Genomic DNA, 18,445 nt, shown 5'->3' with positions numbered 1-18,445 from the left:
TGTCCTTCATCATGGCCTGCGCTTCTTTAAACTTACTGAGTGATTCCCGGACTCCCACCACTTCAATATCGGCAGCACGCTTTGTATCCGTCGCCGCTTCAACAAGATCATCGCCGGCTTTCTTTAATTCACGGGCACTTTTGCCGAGAGTGCGGGCAATTTCCGGAAGCTTATCGGGACCGAACACAATAAGGGCGACGATAAAGATTAGTATCATTTCACTCATGCCTATATTAAACATGAAATGTATCCTCCTTAAAAATTTCTGTCTGTTCAGTATATCATAAGCGGAAATCAGAGAAAACGAGATTCCTTATACGACCTTTTTATAAAAAGGATAAAATAAAAACAGCGCCCCTTCAGGGCGCTATTTTACTTGGTGCCGGAGGTGGGACTTGAACCCACACGACTATTCATCGCTTGATTTTGAGTCAAGTGCGTCTGCCATTCCGCCACTCCGGCAAGCGGACCCGTGCATTAGCACGTTATTAATTATATCGGTAAAAGGATGGTTCGTCAAGAAAAAGACAGGCTGCTTCAGCCTATATCAAAAACCCGATATCGTGCAACTCTTTCGGTCCGGATTTCCAAGGAAAGAAAAAGATATAAATCAGTCAAGCCGCCCGGGAAATTTCTTTCAGGCGGCTTGTCGATCAGGTACCTTTACTGTTTTTCCACAACAAATTCCCTTACTGTTTCTTCCGCTTTCTTTTCCTCTATGTGTGCAAAATACGCCTTTGTTTCGGCCACGACAATGCTGCTCAACCCGATAAGGGCTACAAGGTTGGGAATCGCCATGAGCCCGTTTACAATGTCGGCAAGGATCCAGATAACATCAAGTTTAACAAAGGCTCCGCAGGCTACAAGAAAAATGAAAAATACACGGTACGGCAAAATCCCTTTAACCCCTACAAGGTACGCAATGCAACGCTCACCGTAATAATTCCAGCCAAGGATCGTCGTAAACGCAAAGAGAGTGAGGCTGACACAAAGGACAAGGCTGCCGACTGCCGGGTATGCCTGTTGGAAAGCTGCGTTCGTAAGCGCCGCCCCGTTGAAATCGCCCGTCCAAGCACCGCTGATGACGATAACAAGACCCGTAAGCGTACAGGTAATAATCGTATCAATAAATGTACCTGTCATGGAGATAAGCCCCTGTTCCGATGCCCATTTTGTCTTGGCCGCCGCCGCTACGATAGGAGCGGAGCCAAGTCCGGATTCATTGGAAAACACGCCGCGGGCAACACCGTTGCGCATGGCTACGAGCACGGAAGCTCCGAGAAAACCGCCTGCCGCAGCCGTCGGTGTGAAAGCGTCCGTAAGAATTTCCATAATAGCTGCCGGCACCTGGGCATGACAAATTATAAGGAAACCGACTGTAACGATGATATAGAGGACCGCCATCGCCGGAACGATTTTCGAAGCCGCTCTGGAAATAGACTGTAAGCCGCCAATCGTTACGGCTGCAACAACAATTGTCAATACAGCCGCCGTGTACGGCACGGGAATATCCGTAGCCAGCTGCGTAATTTCTACAATCGCATTGACCTGTGCAAAGGTGCCGATACCGAAGAAAGCTACAAGAACACCGAAGACAGCAAAAATAACCGCTAACGGTTTAAACTTTTTACCAAGGCCGCGTTCGATATAATACATCGGTCCGCCGGCAATATCGCCGTTCTCGTCCACCGTTCTGTATTTAACGGCAAGGCAGCCTTCCGCGTACTTCGTTGCCATACCGACAAAAGCGGCCACCCACATCCAGAAGACGGCGCCGGGACCGCCGGCATGAATAGCCGTTGCTACACCGACGATATTCCCGGTCCCTACAGTTGCCGCTAAAGCCGTACAGAGAGCTTTAAAACTGTCAATATCACCGCTGCCTTTATTCTCGGCCGTAAAAATAAGCCTTAACGCGCGCGGCAACTTGAAGATCTGGATAAGCCCCAAGCGGACGGTAAGCATAATCCCTGTCCCGATGAGGAGTATCAGGAGAGGCGGCCCCCAAATAAAACTGTCTACAGCATTTAACATCTCTACATTCATTACAATCGGCTCCTTTTCCTTAAAATAAAAAACCTGTCACCGACATCTCCGGAGACAGGAACAAGGAAAACACATCTATATACGTTTATCTGCGTCGTTATAGATTATCCTAAGCTCTGTCCTTTTGCCTGAGAGATAAGAAGTACTGGTACTTCGTGCACCTTCGGCGCCCGTTAGGGACTCTCCAGAGATATGTCCACATACGGTCCCGTCCTTTCGGACACCTGAGAGTTTAACTCCTTCGGTAGACTTCCGTCTTCTCCCATATGCTTCATCCATCTATATGCGGTTGTGTGCCCATTATAAAGCAAGGTTGTTTTTTATGCAATACCTCTTCACTAAAATTTTATTAATCAGTGGTTATGAAAAATCAGATGCGCAACCGTTTCCATCGCGGCGGTTGCCGTCTGCTGCCAGCGCAAAGGCGTAACTGTCACATGACCCCTGCGGATACCGGCTATATCACTGAATCGCGGTGCCGTCGACATATCACTGTCCCCAACGACGCGAAAGCATGTCGCTCCGTCGCGATCTTTCTTTTGCAGAATGACGTTACGATAAATCTGTACCGCCTGAGGTACTACAACAACATTATCAATACTGATTTTCCCCTTTTTTCCGGGAACGTTGACATTCAAAATACCGGGAAATTTACCGCCTACAATAACACGATCAATAATTTCCGCGACAAGCCCGGCCGTTTCATAGCCGCGGACTTCCGTAAGTTTACCGATAGATACGGCAATAGCCGGCATCTGATAATACGGCCCTTCCATCGCTGCCGAAACGGTACCGGAATAAAGGACATCGCTGCCGAGATTATACCCGTCATTGATGCCGGAAATAATGAGGTCCGGCATATCATCGGCCAAAAAGAATTCCAGCGCTGTTTTCACACAGTCGACAGGCGTGCCGTTGACAGAGAATTTACGGACATTGGGATAATTGCTCTCTATTTCCTGACAATAAAGATCCTTATTGATGGACATGGAGTGAGACGCGGCACTGCGTTGTCCTACGGGTGCCACAACAGTGACTTTATCTGCATGGACAGACATAACTTCTTCAAGAATACCTATGCCGCGAGCCGAAACACCGTCATCGTTAGTTAATAAAATGTGCATGACATACTCCTATTTCTTATTTTCTTTTCGCAAGAGAGCCGTACTGTCATAAGAAACGGCGCGCGTATGAAGAGTATGGCTCCACCTCATATCATGACGATCTTTAAAACCGAGGAAATTGACGGGAATCCAGCTGTACATAAAGAGCGGATAGACGATGAGATAAGCCCACGATTTAAGAGGTACTTTAATTTGCAGGAGAACGATAATCGGAATAGCGTATTGCGCTACAAAGAGAACCGTCCATATTTCCATCGGCACAAGTTGATTTAAAATGTTGGTGTAGAAAGGGTACCAGGTTGTATTAATGTATGAAAAAAAAGCGTAAATAGTCGACATCATCATAAAATACGGCTGCGACAGCGTAATAATCCCGTCGAGCATACGAATATTACCGGTCCGAATGCCTTTCACAAAAAGCTTCGGCATGAACCGCTCCCCGCAGTCCGTCTGCCCTTGTGCCCAACGTTTACGCTGGCGGCAGGATGCTCTGAAACCGACGACTTTTTCGTCATAAATGATGGCATCATGAGCCCAGCATGTACGTACGCCTTCGAGAAGTATTTTCATAGAAAATTCCATATCCTCTGTAAGGCAGTCACATCCCCAGCCGTAGGTGCGAACAATATCCGTAGCGATGCACATGCCCGTTCCGCCGAGAGCCGTCGAAAGACCGATATTGTACTTAGCGCGATGCCACATATGGTTGATGAGCCAAAAGGCGATAGAAAAGGTCCCGGCAACCCACGAGTCCGTCGGGTTTTTCGAATCCATATAGCCTTGAATGACCTTTTCTCCTTTGCAGAGATGATTGTTCATTTCCCGTAAAAATTCGGGATGAACCAGGTTGTCCGCATCGAAAACAACAAAGGCATCATATTGCTTTTCCTGTTTTAAAAGCCGGTCAAACATCCAATCCATAGCAAAACCTTTACCGACTTCTTTTGTATTGACGCGGACTTTTACGAAGGCCCCGTGTGCTTCACAGACCTTAGCCGTATTGTCCGTACAATTATCGGCAACGACATAAATATCGTACATACTGCGCGGATAATTGAGTTCCTTCAGATTATCGATAAGCTCACCTACGACGGTTTCTTCATTATGTGCGCAAATGACGGCGGCAAAGGTATGTTCGGGCGGTGCCATGGTTTTATCTTCTTTTTTTATTAAGCCAGACAGGGCAAGAACAAAGTAATAGAGCGTATAGAATACGATTATTACCTGTACGGGGATCATAAGCAGATCCGCTATGTGTTCCATTCTCAACTCCCAGTTTAAATGAGTTTCCCATTCATTGCCGTATTAAGTAAACCGTATACGATATATAACGCAAAAGGCAGGGTAATAGCGAGATGCCAATCATAGACACACATAGCGGCACCGGCGGCAAGGGTAATAAAAAGAGCCGATTTGTGCAGCATGTCCGCACTTTGTCCCTTGAAATCGGGGTGATGTATTTTACTGACCAAATCATACCCGACCAGAATTACGATTACGGCGATAAGCGGCGCCGGCAGATGAACGCCCGAAAGGACATACGTCGCAAAAAGACAGCCGCCGTTAGGAATCGGCATGCCTTGGAAATAGCCGTGAACAGTATCCGTATTAATGTTAAAACGCGCTAGACGAATACCGCCGAGAGCAGAATATATAAGGACCGGAATCACGCCGATCCACCCCAACGTATGAAGGGTGTAATTATACATCAAAAACGCGGCGGCGGCACCGAAAGAAACGCAGTCGGACAAAGAATCCAACTCTTTGCCGAAGTCACCGCTGACGCCGAGCGCACGAGCGGAACGGCCGTCCATAGCGTCACAAAGCATGGCAAAGAAAATACATAAAGCGCCCCACGTAAAATTCCCCTGTGAGGATAAGATCATACTGAGAACACCGAAGCATAAATTTCCGGAAGTAAATAAGCAGGGATTTATGTATTTCTTTCACAATCCTCCCTATTATTGATTCTCCGCCGCGAACGCGATCACCCTTTTTAACAGAGATCTCCACATTATCCTGCACATAGATTTCAATGCAGGAGCCGAATTTGATCATACCGTACAACTGACCGTGTTCCAGTACGTCACCCAAGGTAACCCATGAAACGACACGTCGTGCCAAAACGCCTGCAACCAGAGTAATCAATAACCGTGTACGCCCGTTATCAATACCCAGGGCATAGCGTTCATTTTCATAGCCGACACCGTCCTTATAAGCAGGTCTGAAACGGCCGCACGTGTACTGTTGAAATTTAATGACCCCCGACAGCGGCGTGCGGTTGACGTGGGCATCAAAAATGGACAGGAAAATAACTATTTTGCAACAGTCCTGCCCCAAATATAAGTCTTCATGGGCCGGTTCCACACTGACAACGGTACCGTCGGCCGGTGAGACGAGAAGCGTTTCATCGCTCGGAATGGTCCTATGAGGATTGCGAAAGAAATACATAAAGTACGCCGACAGGACCAGAGGCACTACGGCAACATAGAAATTGACAAAATACGCCGCAAGAACCGCTAAAAAAAAGGGTACGGCAATAAAAGGATATCCGTCCTCAATTATAAAAGGTTTTTTCATCTCTGTCACCTCGGCCTAGGAGTTACTGCCGAATTTCACGGCAGCTACAAACTTAGGCAGAGCCAGCATACGCCATGCCCTGCTCGGCTCTTTGCAGAGGCGGTAGAGCCATTCGAGACGATTTCTCCGCATCCATTCGGGTGCACGGCAGACCTTTCCCGCCAGTACGTCAAATGTACCGCCAACGCCCATGCAGACACAGGGACCCAATTCATACAAGTGCCTGCTGATCCATTTTTCCTGCTTCGGCACGCCGAGAGCGACAAAAAGAATCTGCGCTCCCGAATTCCGAATATCATTGACAATAGATTGTTCTTCCGCTGCCGTAAAAAATCCGTCATGCATGCCTGCAATATTAAGCTCACCTACTTGCGCCCTCATATTGGCCGCAGCCGTTTCGGCAATACCCGGAGCGCCGCCGAAAAAGTATATCTTCGTTCCCTTAACGACACAATTTTTCATAACGGCATAAGCCAAATCAACGCCGGCGACACGTTCTTTGAACTTTCTGCCTTGTTGTTCCGCGGCCCAAAGTACGCCGGCGCCGTCGGGAACTACCATATCGGCATCTTTTAAAATCCGGGCCAGTTCACTGTCTTCGCGGGCGCGGATAAGCATTTCCGCATTTGCCGTAGCAATTGATGCGGCCTTTCCTTCTTCGATGCAGTTAAAAACAAACTCCGTTGCTTCCTCCATCGATACATTATCGACAGGGATGGACAATATTTCGATAGTGCCGTCCATTACGCCCCTCCGCTTCCTAGTTTACGCTGTAGTTCGGAGCTTCCTTCGTGATGCTGATATCATGAGGATGGCTTTCACGCAAGCCTGCGCTCGTGATCTGAATAAATTGCGTATTTTCGATCATTTCCTTAACCGTATGGCAGCCGCAATACCCCATAGACGCGCGCAGCCCGCCGACCATCTGGAAAATAGTACTTGCAGCAGGCCCTTTGTAGGGCACGCGGCCTTCAATGCCTTCAGGAACGAGTTTCTTCGCATCTTCCTGGAAGTAACGGTCCTTACTGCCTTTTTCCATGGCACCCATGGAGCCCATGCCGCGATAAACCTTATAGCTTCTGCCCTGATAAATGATCGTTTCACCCGGGCTTTCTTCCGTACCGGCAAGAATATTGCCGATCATACACACATTGCCGCCCGCGGCAATGGCTTTAGCCATATCGCCGGAATATTTGATCCCGCCGTCGGCAATAATAGGAATGCCGAAACGCTGTGCCACTTGCGCGCACTCATAGACGGCCGTAATCTGCGGCACACCGATGCCGGCAATGATGCGAGTCGTACAGATAGAACCGGGGCCGATACCGACTTTAACCGCATCCACGCCGCATTCAATAAGCGCTTCCGTTGCATCGGCCGTAGCGACGTTACCGGCAATAACGGGCAGATAAGGAAAGGCCTTTTTAATTTCTTTAAGCGTATGCAAAACGCCTGTCGAATGACCGTGTGCCGTATCAATGACGACAACGTCCACTTTAGCCGCTACAAGCGCATCAATACGATCAATCATATCGTGCGTTACACCGACAGCCGCAGCGGCAAGAAGACGTCCGTCCGAATCTTTGGCGGAATTCGGATATTTAGTGGCTTTTTCAATATCTTTAATCGTAATGAGGCCTTTCAGGTTGTTATCCTGATCGACTAAAGGCAGTTTTTCAATGCGGTGGCGGCGAAGAATTTCTCTTGCTTCCGCAAGAGACGTGCCTACCGGAGCCGTAACCAGGTTTTCCCGCGTCATCGTATCGCCGATACGCCGGCTCATGTCTTCTTCAAAACGCATATCGCGGTTTGTAATAATACCGACAAGCTTGCCGTTAACGGTAATAGGTACGCCGGAAATACGGTATTTTCCCATCAATTCGTTAGCATCGGCCAAAATGTTGTCCGGATGAAGGAAGATCGGATCAATAATAATACCGTGCTCCGAACGCTTTACCTTGTCCACTTCGCGAGCCTGTTCGGCAATGGACATATTCTTATGAATAACACCGATACCGCCTTCACGGGCAACGGCAATAGCCATAGGCGCTTCCGTAACGGTATCCATACCGGAACTCATAATAGGCACGTTCAGCTTAATGTCCCGTGTCAAGTTCGTGGAAATATCGACGTCTTTCGGCAGCACATCGGACTTTGCCGGCACCAGCAGCACGTCATCGAAGGTTAAGCCTTGCATACCAAATTTATCAGTTCTCATATTCACACCTCTATAGTAAATATAAAAAGGGGAATTTCACCCTCAACAGCTTTATCCCTAATTATAACTGATAAACCTCTTTCTGTATATATTTCCGGCCCATAGTAATTTAATTATTGAGAATCTTTGCAAAGCTGTCGCCGAACCGATGTTTCAGCGCTTTAACGATAATTTCCTTCCGCCCCGGTTCACGCAAATAGTGTTGTGCCGCTTCTCTCGCCGGCACGAGAAGAGCCGCGTCACCGACAATATCGGCTACACGCAAATCAGGTAAGCCGTGCTGCATATACCCGAATAGCTGTCCCGATCCGCGCAGAAGCAAATCCTTTTCAGAAAGCTTGAACCCGTCATGTATCGTTTCCATCCATTTCATGCGCTGCCGCGTCTCTTCACTGCCGCTCTTGGCAAGCAGGATACAATAAGCTTGAAGGATGCCGCGGCCGACCCGGCCGCGCAATTGATGGAGCTGAGCCAAACCGAAACGCTCAGCTCCGTCAATGAGCATAATCGTTGCATTCGGTACGTTTACGCCTACTTCTATAACGCTTGTCGCCGACAGGATATTAAGGTCCCCCTGTCGAAATGCATCCATAACGGCATCTTTTTCTTTACCGCTCATACGCCCGTGGACGAGGCCGCAACGGTATTCTTTAAAGGCATGCCGACTCAAATCCTCATAAAGAGCCGAGGCTGCCTGTAAATCGGCGCTTTCCGATTCTTCCACGAGAGGACAGACGACATAAACCTGCTGCCCTTCGGCAATTCGTTTCTTCATAAACGCGTAAACACGCGCACGCATGCCTTCACCGACGGCGTACGTTTTAACGGGTTTACGGCCCGGCGGCACCTCTCTAATAGTTGAAACATCCAGATCCCCGTACACGGAAAGCGCCAATGTCCGCGGAATAGGCGTAGCCGTCATATAAAGCGAGTGGGGGGCTTTTCCTTTATCGCGCAATTTTACCCGTTGTTTTACACCGAAACGATGCTGCTCATCCGTTACGGCAAGAGCCAAATCGGCAAAAACGACATCCTCCTGAATGAGCGCATGAGTACCGACAAGAATATCTATATCCCGATTTGCCAACCCTCGGAGCAGCTCGGCTCTTTCCTTGGCCGTTGACCGTCCGGTCAAAAGAGCGACCGTCACGGGCAATCCGGTAAAGAGACGGGTAAACTCTTCATAGTGTTGCACTGCCAAAATACCTGTCGGCGCCATCAAGGCGCCCTGATAGCCGTTTTCCACAGTCTTTGCCAAGGCCAGAGCGGCAACGACCGTCTTACCGGAACCGACGTCCCCCTGTATCAAACGCTGCATCGGAGACTCCGTTTCCACATCATTTTGTATATCCGAAAAAGCGTCTATTTGCCCCTGCGTCAGGGTAAAGGGTAGGTTATTGAGAAGTCCTTTGACAAGTTTCCCGTTCGGACCGAATTTGACGGCGCGCCCCGCTTTATTTTCCTGCCGCTTGAGAAGAAGTCCCGCCTGCAGTGAAAAAAGTTCTTCAAAAGCAAGGATTTTACGCGCCTTTTTAAGTACCTCAAAGTCAGGCGGAAAATGTATGGCTTTATACATCTCCGCCGTCACGGCACGACCCGTTACTTCTGCAGATAAACAGGCCGGCAACACATCGCCGTATTCTTTTGCGTACGCAAAAGCGGCGGTGACGGCCTTACGAAAATCATTTTGATAGAGTCCGTCCGTCAACGCATAGACAGGAACCAAGCCGCCCGGCGCGGCAACCCCCGGCTCGGCTTCAGGCGAATTCATCTGCAAACGGCCGTACCGGTGTTCTATTTTACCGAAAGCATGTACTTCCATGCCTTTACGGAACATACGCTTTTTAAAAGGCCGGTTAAACCAGATGAGTTCCACTGCTCCCGTACTGTCGCTTATAAAAACTTTAAGAATCGTCATGCCGCGACGGGGCCGTACTTCCGTCACGGATGAAACCGTGCCGTTGATAAGAACGGACAGGCCTTCCGCCGCGGCGGCTTCACCGATCGGTACAATGTGTGACCGGTCTTCGTAAGCGCGGGGAAAATACTGCAGTAAGTCCGTCACGGTCCTGATCCCGACTTTGGCAAAGAGTTTTCCCTTTTGCGCACCTATTCCTTTTATTTCCGTAATGGCAACAGTCATTATTTCTCCTCTTATCTACACACGCGAAAGAGTCCGCTTGTTATTTTACCCGTTTTATTGTACCATACCGTGTATCTTGAATCATGAATAAACAGGCAAATAATTCTTGCCTCACCTTATTTTTTATGCTATTATTTTTATGTTGTACTGTGACACTGCAAGGAGGTGTGTGCGTTATGGCAAATTATTGTGAAATTTGCGGCAAAGGTACCATGAGCGGTATGAACGTCAGCCATTCCCATTTAAAAACAAAGAGAACGTGGAAACCGAATATCCAAAGAGTACGTGCCATCGTAGACGGAGAAGTAAAACGCATTAATGTTTGCACTCGTTGCCTTCGTTCCGGCAAAGTACAGCGTAATGCGTAGTTTACCATAAAAAGAGATGATCTCGGACAGGTCATCTCTTTTTATTATGAGCCATATACTGTAAGTAAAGGCGTGCGGCACCATTCCCGCACGCCTTCTTTTATTCATCGTATAATTCTTTATTGCGCTTAATAATATCGAGAACAAGATTAGCCGTTTCTTCAATGGCCTTGGCAGACACATCAATGACGGGACAATGAAGCCGGCGCATGACATTTTGAGCATACTCCAGTTCTTCATTAATACGGTCTACATCGGCGTAGCTGGCATCCGGTTCGAGTCCCATCGTACGGAGGCGTTCGGAGCGGATAAAATTCAATTTATACGGATCGATGATCAGACCGACGATCTTGCGGGCCGGTACTTCAAAAAGTTCCTGCGGCAGAGGTACTTCCGGCACGAGCGGTAAATTAGCCGCTTTTACGCGCTTATGAGCCAAATACATGGATAACGGGGTCTTCGATGTACGCGACACACCGATAATAACAATATCCGCCTTTAAAAACCCGAGAGGATTCTTACCGTCGTCAAATTTCACGGCAAATTCAATGGCATCGACGCGTTTAAAATACTCACCGTCCAGGCGGTGGATCATACCGGCCTTAATAGTCGGCTCCGTATCGGTGAGTTTACCGATCCCCCTCATCATGGGGCCGATAATATCAATAACGGGAATATGGGCCCCTTCCGCCAACGACTGTAAACGTTTACGCAATACGGGCGAAATGATAGTATAACAAATCATAGCGTTCTCGTCCGTTGCCTTCCGAACAATTTCTTCTATTTGCTGTTCCGAACGAATGTAAGGCAAGCGGACAATATTAAACTCCTGCTTGTCATATTGGCTGGCTGCCGCACGAGCAACACGTTCCGCCGTTTCACCGAGCGAATCGGAGCAGGCGTAAATAATCGGTTTTTCCATTTATGCTCTCCTTCCTGCGGCACAATCCGTAAAGAGCCGGGTAATATTGGTTTTTGATACGCGCCCCAAAATATGCAACCCTTTCTTTTTTGTTGCTCTGTCTTCAACGATACGCACAACGGGAAGGCAGTCGATTTCATATTCCAAAAGACGCTGTGCGGCGACAAGAGCTTTTTCATCTTCTTCGACATAAATGATCTTGCTCACCGGCGTCATGACCATACGCACCGGCAGGGAACGAAGATCATTATTCCCCATGGCCGCTTTCAAAAGATCTTTGCGCGATACGAGACCGACAAGCATGTCATCGGCCATAACGAAAACTGTCCCCACATCTTCTGTAAAAAGGGCGATAACCGCATCATAGGCAGTCATTTTTTCATCAACCGCAACCGGCTGAGACAGGTAGTCGGCCACTTTGATTTCCGTCAGGGTGCGGGAAAGAAAGTCTTCTTCCTTATTGCCCGTATAAAAATACCCCAACTTCGGCCGTGCGTCAATGAGTCCCAACATGGTCAGAATGGCCAAGTCGGACCGTAAAGCCGCTCTGGTAACGTGGAGCCGCTCCGCTATATGCTGCCCCGTCACGGGGCTGTTAGTTCTGACAATCTCAAGGATTGTCTCCTGACGTTCCGATAACACGTGTTTCACCTCCGACACGTGAATAAAAAAATGTACTGCTGTTTCTCACCGTACTCACGATCATTTTTCGAAAAAAAGCCTTGCCAAAAATTCAGCAAGGCTTTTTATCTAAAACAAAGCGCTCTGTCCGTGCAAAAGCCGCTACACAGGCTTACCATATAGTCTTCCGCATCCGCTCTGCCTTTTCCCGTAAGAGAATCCATGAGAATACGCTGTTCGATCTGCGCTACACTCTTACGCGTTGAAGCAACGACATCGGGATTGACGGAGATGGAATCGATGCCGCTCTTAATAAGGAATTCCGTGAAGTCCGGATACACGCTCGGGGCCTGACCGCAGATAGATACAGTCTTGCCTTCTCCATGCGCCACTTCGATAAGATGGCGTATAGCCCGCTTAACGGCAAGATTACGTTCGTCGAAGAGAGAGGCAACCGTTTCGTTGTCTCTGTCACATCCCATAACGAGCATCGTCAAATCATTGGATCCTATAGAATATCCGTCAACGAACTTGTTGAATTGGTCTGCAAGAATGATATTGGACGGAATTTCGGCCATAAGCCATACTTTAAAATCCGGCCCGCGATGGAGGCCTTCGGCATCCATAAGGGCGACGATTTTTTCCATTTCGTCAACACGACGGCAGAAAGGAACCATAACATTGAGATTCTTCAAGCCGAATTCTTCACGGACCTTGCGTACAGCCTTCAATTCAAGCTTAAATGCTTCAATGTATTTCGGATCATAGTAACGGGAAGCGCCGCGCCAGCCGAGAAGAGCGCTGCTTTCATTCGGCTCGAATTTATCGCCGCCTTTAAGGTCGCGATATTCACTGGACTTGAAATCGCTGAAACGGAGCGTTACAGGGCGGGGCGCCATAGCCTGGCACATCTTACGGATGCCTTCGGCAAGTTGATCGACAACGCGTTCGGGATGCCCGATTTCGATGAGGTACAGGGGGTGCTCATGAATAAATGTTGTCCAAATAAATTCTTCACGCATGAGACCGATACCGTCGCACGGTAAGACACTGTATTTTTCAGCCATATCCGGATTCCCGAGATTCATGTAAATCTTCGTTCCCGTAATAGGAGCCGCTTCCGCAACAGTCATGACACCGCCCTCAGCATGGCTGTCTTTCGCTTTGACAAGGTCTTCCACATATCCTTCGTAAACAACACCGTTAGTGGCATCGACCGTAATTTCAGCACCGTCCCTGATTGTCGTTGTAGCTTCCGTACTGCGGCTTTTTGTGCCGACAATGCAAGGGATACCGAGTTCGCGACTGACAATGGAGGCATGGCAAGTCATACCGCCTGCATCCGTAACGATAGCTCTGGCTTTCTTCATAGCCGGCACCCAATCAGGGGCCGTCATGGTCGTGACAAGGATTTCGCCGTCTTTAAATTCTCCGATACGGGCCGGATCCAAAATAACGTGGGCTTTACCTGCCGCACGGCCGGGACTTGCAGGCAGGCCTTTAACTACTATTGTACGTTCTGTCGTCGTTTCCATGGGTTCTCCTTCCGATACGGTTTTCTTATCTGTCATTCTTGCAGACCAAACAGTTTCAGGCCGGGCCTGGAGCAACCAAATTTTGCCGTCGCGCTCGTCAACGCCCCATTCCATATCCATGTAGCAGCCGTAGTGTTTTTCAATCGCTTTAGCATAGGCCGCCAGCTCTTTAACCTGCTCCTCCGTCAGAACCGATGCCTTTTGAAGTTTTTCCGGCACAGGCAATTCTTCACAGTCGCCGCCGGCTTTACGGACGAGTTGAACCGGCTTCGCATTAATTATTTTCGATACGATAGAGAGATCATCTTTTTTAATGCGGAAATTATCGGGCGTAACCGTGCCTTGCACAACATATTCACCAAGACCCCACGCCCCTTCAATCGTAATGGTTGAATCATCACCCGTAACGAGGTCAACCGTAAACATAACGCCGGCACACTTGGAGAAGACCATCATCTGAACCGCGGCGCTGAGAGCGACATCCAAATGGTCGAATCCCTTCTTTGTGCGATAGTATGTCGCACGATCCGTAAAAGTGGACGCAAGCATTCTTTAACCTTCTGAATAACCATATCGGCGCCGCTGACATTGAGATATGTATCCTGCTGACCGGCAAAACTCGCGTCAGGCAGATCTTCAGCGGTGGCGCTGGAGCGAACGGCAACGAACGGTTCCGGTTCTCCTACTTTTTCCGCCAATTCCCGATATCCCTTACGAATTGATTCAGCAAGCTCTGCCGGCATTTCTTCAGCACAAACGGCTTCACGAATCTTTGCCGTTACCGAGCGAAGTTGTACAGGATCTTCTACATCGGTCAGCTCTTTCAACAATTCTTTTATCTTCTTATTAAGGCCCGTCTTCGTCATAAAGTATCTGTAGCCTTCCGCCGTCGTTGCAAAGCCGTACGGTACAGGTACGTTCGTAGCGGACGTCAATTCACCTAAAGATGAGGATTTGCCGCCTACAAGATTAACGTCACTGCGACGAAGTTCATCGAACCATAAAATAAAAGCACTGTTTCTATCCATGTCTTTTACCTCCAATTAAGATATCCTCATTTGTAAATACCAATTTCTTATTCCCGCCTCTTTATGGTATATCACTTATTCTATTTCTGTCAACTGTTTTACGATAAACAGTATTTTTTATTTTATTAGCATACTCTATTTTCCCGTGCACTGTTCCTTATGTATAAAAGGCGGGAAGATAAGGCTATATTCTGTTTCCGAACGGTCTACACAGTTTCAAAAACATTTCCCTATCTCATACAGATGCGATATAATAGGAACGATAATATAAAATGTAGTACATTTCGTACGGCAAATTACATTCGAAATAGTACAGGAGGATATAATGTATACACCCAGACGCAGAGCCAACCATGCGAAAAAACGCGGACCGCTCCACTCTTTCCGCGTCATGGCGGCTCTGGTACTCGTCATTATTGCAGGCCTCACGTTCGGCTATATTTTCGCAGCCTATCACAGCCTGCCGGAGGTCGGCAATAATATGCGTCCCGCCGTGTCATCGCAAGTCTTTGACAGTCAGGGTAAATTAATTACCATTCTGCATTCCGACCAAAACAGATTACCCATTGACATCAATAAAGTGCCGCAAAATCTGCAAAATGCTTTTATTGCCGCGGAAGATAATCGTTTTTACGATCACATCGGTATCGATCCTATCGGTATTCTCCGCGCTGTCGCCGCCAACGTGACACATCGCGGCATCGCCCAAGGCGGCAGTACCATTACGCAGCAGCTCGCCAAAAATGCCTTTCTTTCTCAGGATCAGACACTAAAACGCAAGATCCAGGAAGCCATGTTGGCTCTTGAGCTGGAACGTAAATACAGTAAAAAAGAAATTCTCGAAATGTACATGAACCAGATTTATTTCGGTCGCGGCGCATACGGCATTCAAACAGCGGCAAAGACGTACTTCAATAAAGACGTCGGTGAATTAACCCTTGCCGAATGCGCCATGATCGCGGGCCTGCCGAAGAGCCCGAATTATTATTCTTCCAGTATCAGTGAAGCGACGGCCCGCAAAAATGTCGTCGTCGGTCAGATGGAAAAATACGGGTATATTACTCCGCAACAAGCGGCAGAAGCGAAGCGGTCGGAGCTGGATATCAAACAAAAGACGACGAGCGATGCGACGGATGAAACGGCATACTTTATCGACTACGTAACCCAGGAAGTCGCTCAGAAATACGGTGACGACGCGCTGTATAAAGAAGGCCTGAAAATTTATACAACCCTTGATACGGACAAACAACATGCCGCCGTCACAGCCATGGATAACCTGCCGGAAACACATAAAGACGATCAAGGTTTGACACAGCCGCAGGGAGCTATCGTTTCGATTAACCCGAAAAACGGTTACATCCTTGCCATGGTCGGCGGTCGCGGCCAGGACAGTTTCAACCGCGCCAGCATGGCCGTCCGTCAACCCGGTTCGGCCTTCAAGCCTTTCGTCTACATGACAGCATTGGAACACGACATGTCTCCCGACACGACAGTGGAAGATAAGAAGGTATCCTACGGCAGTTGGTCTCCGAACAACGCGGATAACACGTTCCGGGGCAGTATGCCTCTCTGGAAAGCACTGGCGCTCTCCGTTAACACGATCGCCGTTCAGCTTGCCGATAAAGTCGGTCCTGCCAACGTCATTGCCAATGCCAAGAAACTGGGCATTACAACGCTTGTTGAAGACGGCAGCCCGAATGACGATAATCTGGCCGCCGCCGCCCTCGGCGGCTTGACGAAAGGCGTTACACCGCTTGAAATGGCCAGTGCATACGGCACCTTTGCCAATAAAGGCGTTCACATCAAACCGACAGCCATTATAAAAATCCTTGACAGAAACGGCAACGTTCTCGAAGACAACAGTTCGGACAGCGAAATGCAAAAGACGCAGGTTATGTCCGAAAAGACGGCCTATGAAATGACCTCCATGCTCGAAGGCGTTATCACTCGCGGTACGGGTACGGCCGCTTCCATCGGTCGTCCGGCTGCCGGCAAGACGGGCACGACCGATGACAATCACGACGCCTGGTTTATCGGTTACACCCCGGATATAGTAACGGCCGTTTGGGTCGGCGATGACACGGGCAGCCAGAGCCTCGGCGAAATTTACGGCGGCACTGTACCGGCTCAAATCTGGCATGACTATATGGTTTCGGCGGTAAGCGGCACGCCTGCGGATGACTTCGAGGTTCCTGCGGGGATGAGCAAAGCATATTACGAAGAACCTAAAGAAGAAGTCAAAGAGGTCAAAGACGATAAGGACAGCGATAAGAGCGGCGATAAAAAAGATGCCGTCAAGGAACAAAAGGACAATTCAGACAAGCAGGACTCACAAAAGCAACAGAAACAATCAAAAAAGAAACGGTAAAAATAAGACCCCGTTCGTTCGAACGGGGTCTTTGTGTTAACATCCCTAATTTTTTATAATCTTATGAAGAGCAATGCTCAGGAGCATAATAATCACTATAACCGGAAAGGTTACACCGAGAGGCGTATCCATATCAAGCACCTGACGATAGAGGCAGAACCCCGCTATCCAAAGAATGATATTAAGGACATTGACGCCCTCCTCTCTTCGGTCGGCACCGAGAATGAAGTAATCCGCCAAAAGTATGGCCGTCATCGGTGCGAAAACAGAACCGATGAGGTACAGAAACGCCTCGAACTGTCCGGCATCGGCAATCACCGCCAAGACAACGCCAATGATGCAGGCAACAAGGGCCGCTCCCGTTTCGGAAAAAGAGTCCGCAACGGTCTTGCTGCTAATGCCGGCGGACAACGCATCGAGAAACGTAGTCGTAACCGTCGACAAGAGAATAATTATAATACCGGCAATACCCATACCGGCCTGGGCCATAATACCGGCCAGGTCGTCATTACCGATATAAAGGACGGCACCCATACCAATGAAAAACATCCAGCAGCTGGCAATAAAATAAGCGAGACAGCTCCCTGCAGTGGCGGCAGCGGGTCTCTCGGCAGTCCGCGTATAATCGGCAATAACGGGCAGCCATGAAAGAGGCATGGCGACAGCCAGTTCAACAGCCCCGCCGAAAGTCATACTCCCTTCCGCAATATGCAATGTACCTTGAAAAATAACATGGGAGAGGAATACGGTCAACCCGAAAAGGGCTGCCATGACGACGATATTAATCCTGCCGAGGTTCTTCAGGCCCAAGACGATCCATAAGGCAATCCCGGCGCCGACAACAATGCTCCACACTGTATTGCCGAGCGGTACAAGCACATCGGCTGCAACGGCAGCCACGGCAATCATGACGGCAGTCCAACCGATAAGCTGGATAACATTTAAAAAGGCAAACCATCTGCTGCCGTTGCGGCCGAAAGCGAGGCGTACCGTTTCCATTGCGGATAAGCCGGTACGTGCACCGATAAGACCGGCACCGTACATAATCAGACCGCCGATAATATGACCGAGGATAATAGCAGCGGCCCCTTGCCGAAACCCGAGCGGCGCAACAAGCATACCTGTCAAAATTTCGGCAATAGAAATCCCCGCACCGAACCACAACAACCCGTTACTTATAACAGAAGTCTTTAACTTTTCCATCTATATCTCCTTTACATAAAAAAGGAGCCATCTGAAAGATGCCCCGTCACAGTTCCGATTGTTTCCTACGGTGGGATTATCCACATCAGGTTCCGGGTCGAAGCAGTACTTCCTCTCAGCTGTTACGCTCCCCTGTTGAATTTTGTTTTCAGTATAAGCACCTTTGTAAGAACTGTCAATGAAAATACGGTCCTTAATTTACTATAAACGGGATTCATCAAAAATCCATAAATTCCATACCGTATATACACAAAAAAAAGTAACGATATCCCCGCTTTTATGGTATACT

At 48.6% G+C, this 18,445-nt stretch carries 13 protein-coding genes, 1 tRNA gene, 2 pseudogenes and 1 riboswitch; of the genes and pseudogenes, 2 read left to right on the top strand and 14 right to left on the bottom strand.

Features of this window, described 5'->3' with window-relative positions; translation table 11 throughout:
- The 10 genes and pseudogenes from HMPREF0080_RS11395 to recG all read right to left on the bottom strand — a co-directional run.
- Positions 1 to 241 (bottom strand): twin-arginine translocase TatA/TatE family subunit (locus tag HMPREF0080_RS11395; RefSeq protein ID WP_006790771.1); only part of this gene is annotated, 241 nt, incomplete at its 3' end.
- A gap of 136 nt (positions 242 to 377) precedes the next feature.
- Positions 378 to 462 (bottom strand) — tRNA-Leu (locus HMPREF0080_RS07320).
- Between the two features lie 201 nt (positions 463 to 663).
- A complete protein-coding gene (locus tag HMPREF0080_RS07315; RefSeq protein WP_006790770.1) occupies positions 664 to 2,046 on the bottom strand; it encodes an alanine/glycine:cation symporter family protein in 1,383 nt (460 codons plus the stop codon).
- Between the two features lie 106 nt (positions 2,047 to 2,152).
- Positions 2,153 to 2,244, bottom strand: a riboswitch (glycine riboswitch).
- A gap of 155 nt (positions 2,245 to 2,399) precedes the next feature.
- Positions 2,400 to 3,170, bottom strand: a complete 771-nt coding sequence (surE, locus tag HMPREF0080_RS07310) for a 5'/3'-nucleotidase SurE (RefSeq protein ID WP_006790769.1) — start codon at positions 3,168 to 3,170, stop codon at positions 2,400 to 2,402.
- A 9-nt stretch (positions 3,171 to 3,179) separates the two neighbouring features.
- The gene (locus HMPREF0080_RS07305; protein ID WP_006790768.1) at positions 3,180 to 4,433 is read right to left on the bottom strand and encodes a glycosyltransferase family 2 protein; all 1,254 of its coding nucleotides are present in this window, start codon (positions 4,431 to 4,433) and stop codon (positions 3,180 to 3,182) included.
- A gap of 14 nt (positions 4,434 to 4,447) precedes the next feature.
- Positions 4,448 to 5,056, bottom strand: a complete 609-nt coding sequence (locus HMPREF0080_RS07300) for a CDP-alcohol phosphatidyltransferase family protein (RefSeq protein WP_050808849.1) — start codon at positions 5,054 to 5,056, stop codon at positions 4,448 to 4,450.
- A gap of 58 nt (positions 5,057 to 5,114) precedes the next feature.
- A pseudogene (locus tag HMPREF0080_RS07295) lies at positions 5,115 to 5,750 on the bottom strand (phosphatidylserine decarboxylase); the annotation flags it as partial.
- 15 nt (positions 5,751 to 5,765) lie between these two features.
- Entirely contained in the window at positions 5,766 to 6,494 is a 729-nt protein-coding gene (locus HMPREF0080_RS07290) for a WecB/TagA/CpsF family glycosyltransferase (protein WP_006790765.1), read from the bottom strand.
- 16 nt (positions 6,495 to 6,510) lie between these two features.
- Positions 6,511 to 7,968 carry an IMP dehydrogenase gene (guaB, locus tag HMPREF0080_RS07285; RefSeq protein ID WP_006790764.1) on the bottom strand — a complete coding sequence of 486 codons (1,458 nt, stop codon included), beginning with the start codon at positions 7,966 to 7,968 and terminating at the stop codon, positions 6,511 to 6,513.
- A 109-nt stretch (positions 7,969 to 8,077) separates the two neighbouring features.
- Positions 8,078 to 10,111, bottom strand: coding sequence for an ATP-dependent DNA helicase RecG (recG, locus tag HMPREF0080_RS07280; protein ID WP_006790763.1), 2,034 nt, complete (start codon positions 10,109 to 10,111; stop codon positions 8,078 to 8,080).
- Between the two features lie 176 nt (positions 10,112 to 10,287).
- Between recG and rpmB the strand changes: the two genes are divergently transcribed.
- On the top strand, positions 10,288 to 10,479 hold the full coding sequence (gene rpmB, locus HMPREF0080_RS07275; protein ID WP_006790762.1) for a 50S ribosomal protein L28: 192 nt from the start codon (positions 10,288 to 10,290) through the stop codon (positions 10,477 to 10,479).
- 100 nt (positions 10,480 to 10,579) lie between these two features.
- Here rpmB and HMPREF0080_RS07270 read toward each other — a convergent pair whose 3' ends face one another.
- The 3 genes and pseudogenes from HMPREF0080_RS07270 to ppsA all read right to left on the bottom strand — a co-directional run bounded on the left by HMPREF0080_RS07270 (position 10,580) and on the right by ppsA (position 14,585).
- Positions 10,580 to 11,401 carry a pyruvate, water dikinase regulatory protein gene (locus HMPREF0080_RS07270; RefSeq protein ID WP_006790761.1) on the bottom strand — a complete coding sequence of 274 codons (822 nt, stop codon included), beginning with the start codon at positions 11,399 to 11,401 and terminating at the stop codon, positions 10,580 to 10,582.
- A complete protein-coding gene (gene ccpN / locus HMPREF0080_RS07265; RefSeq protein ID WP_040347470.1) occupies positions 11,402 to 12,043 on the bottom strand; it encodes a transcriptional regulator CcpN in 642 nt (213 codons plus the stop codon).
- A 104-nt stretch (positions 12,044 to 12,147) separates the two neighbouring features.
- Positions 12,148 to 14,585, bottom strand: a pseudogene (gene ppsA / locus HMPREF0080_RS07260) (phosphoenolpyruvate synthase).
- A 325-nt stretch (positions 14,586 to 14,910) separates the two neighbouring features.
- On the opposite strand from ppsA, the gene HMPREF0080_RS07255 reads away from it, so the two are divergent.
- Positions 14,911 to 16,953 (top strand): transglycosylase domain-containing protein, encoded by a 2,043-nt coding sequence (locus tag HMPREF0080_RS07255; RefSeq protein WP_040347469.1) that lies wholly within the window; start codon positions 14,911 to 14,913, stop codon positions 16,951 to 16,953.
- A 45-nt stretch (positions 16,954 to 16,998) separates the two neighbouring features.
- Here the strand turns inward: HMPREF0080_RS07255 and cytX are convergent, their stop codons facing one another.
- Positions 16,999 to 18,156, bottom strand: a complete 1,158-nt coding sequence (gene cytX, locus HMPREF0080_RS07250; protein WP_006790756.1) for a putative hydroxymethylpyrimidine transporter CytX — start codon at positions 18,154 to 18,156, stop codon at positions 16,999 to 17,001.
- Between the last annotated feature and the right edge of the window lie 289 nt (positions 18,157 to 18,445).

This window comes from Megasphaera geminata F0357 (assembly GCF_000239275.1).
Taxonomy (GTDB): Bacteria; Bacillota; Negativicutes; order Veillonellales; family Megasphaeraceae; genus Megasphaera; species Megasphaera geminata.
This window is presented reverse-complemented; position numbering and strand designations above follow the sequence as displayed.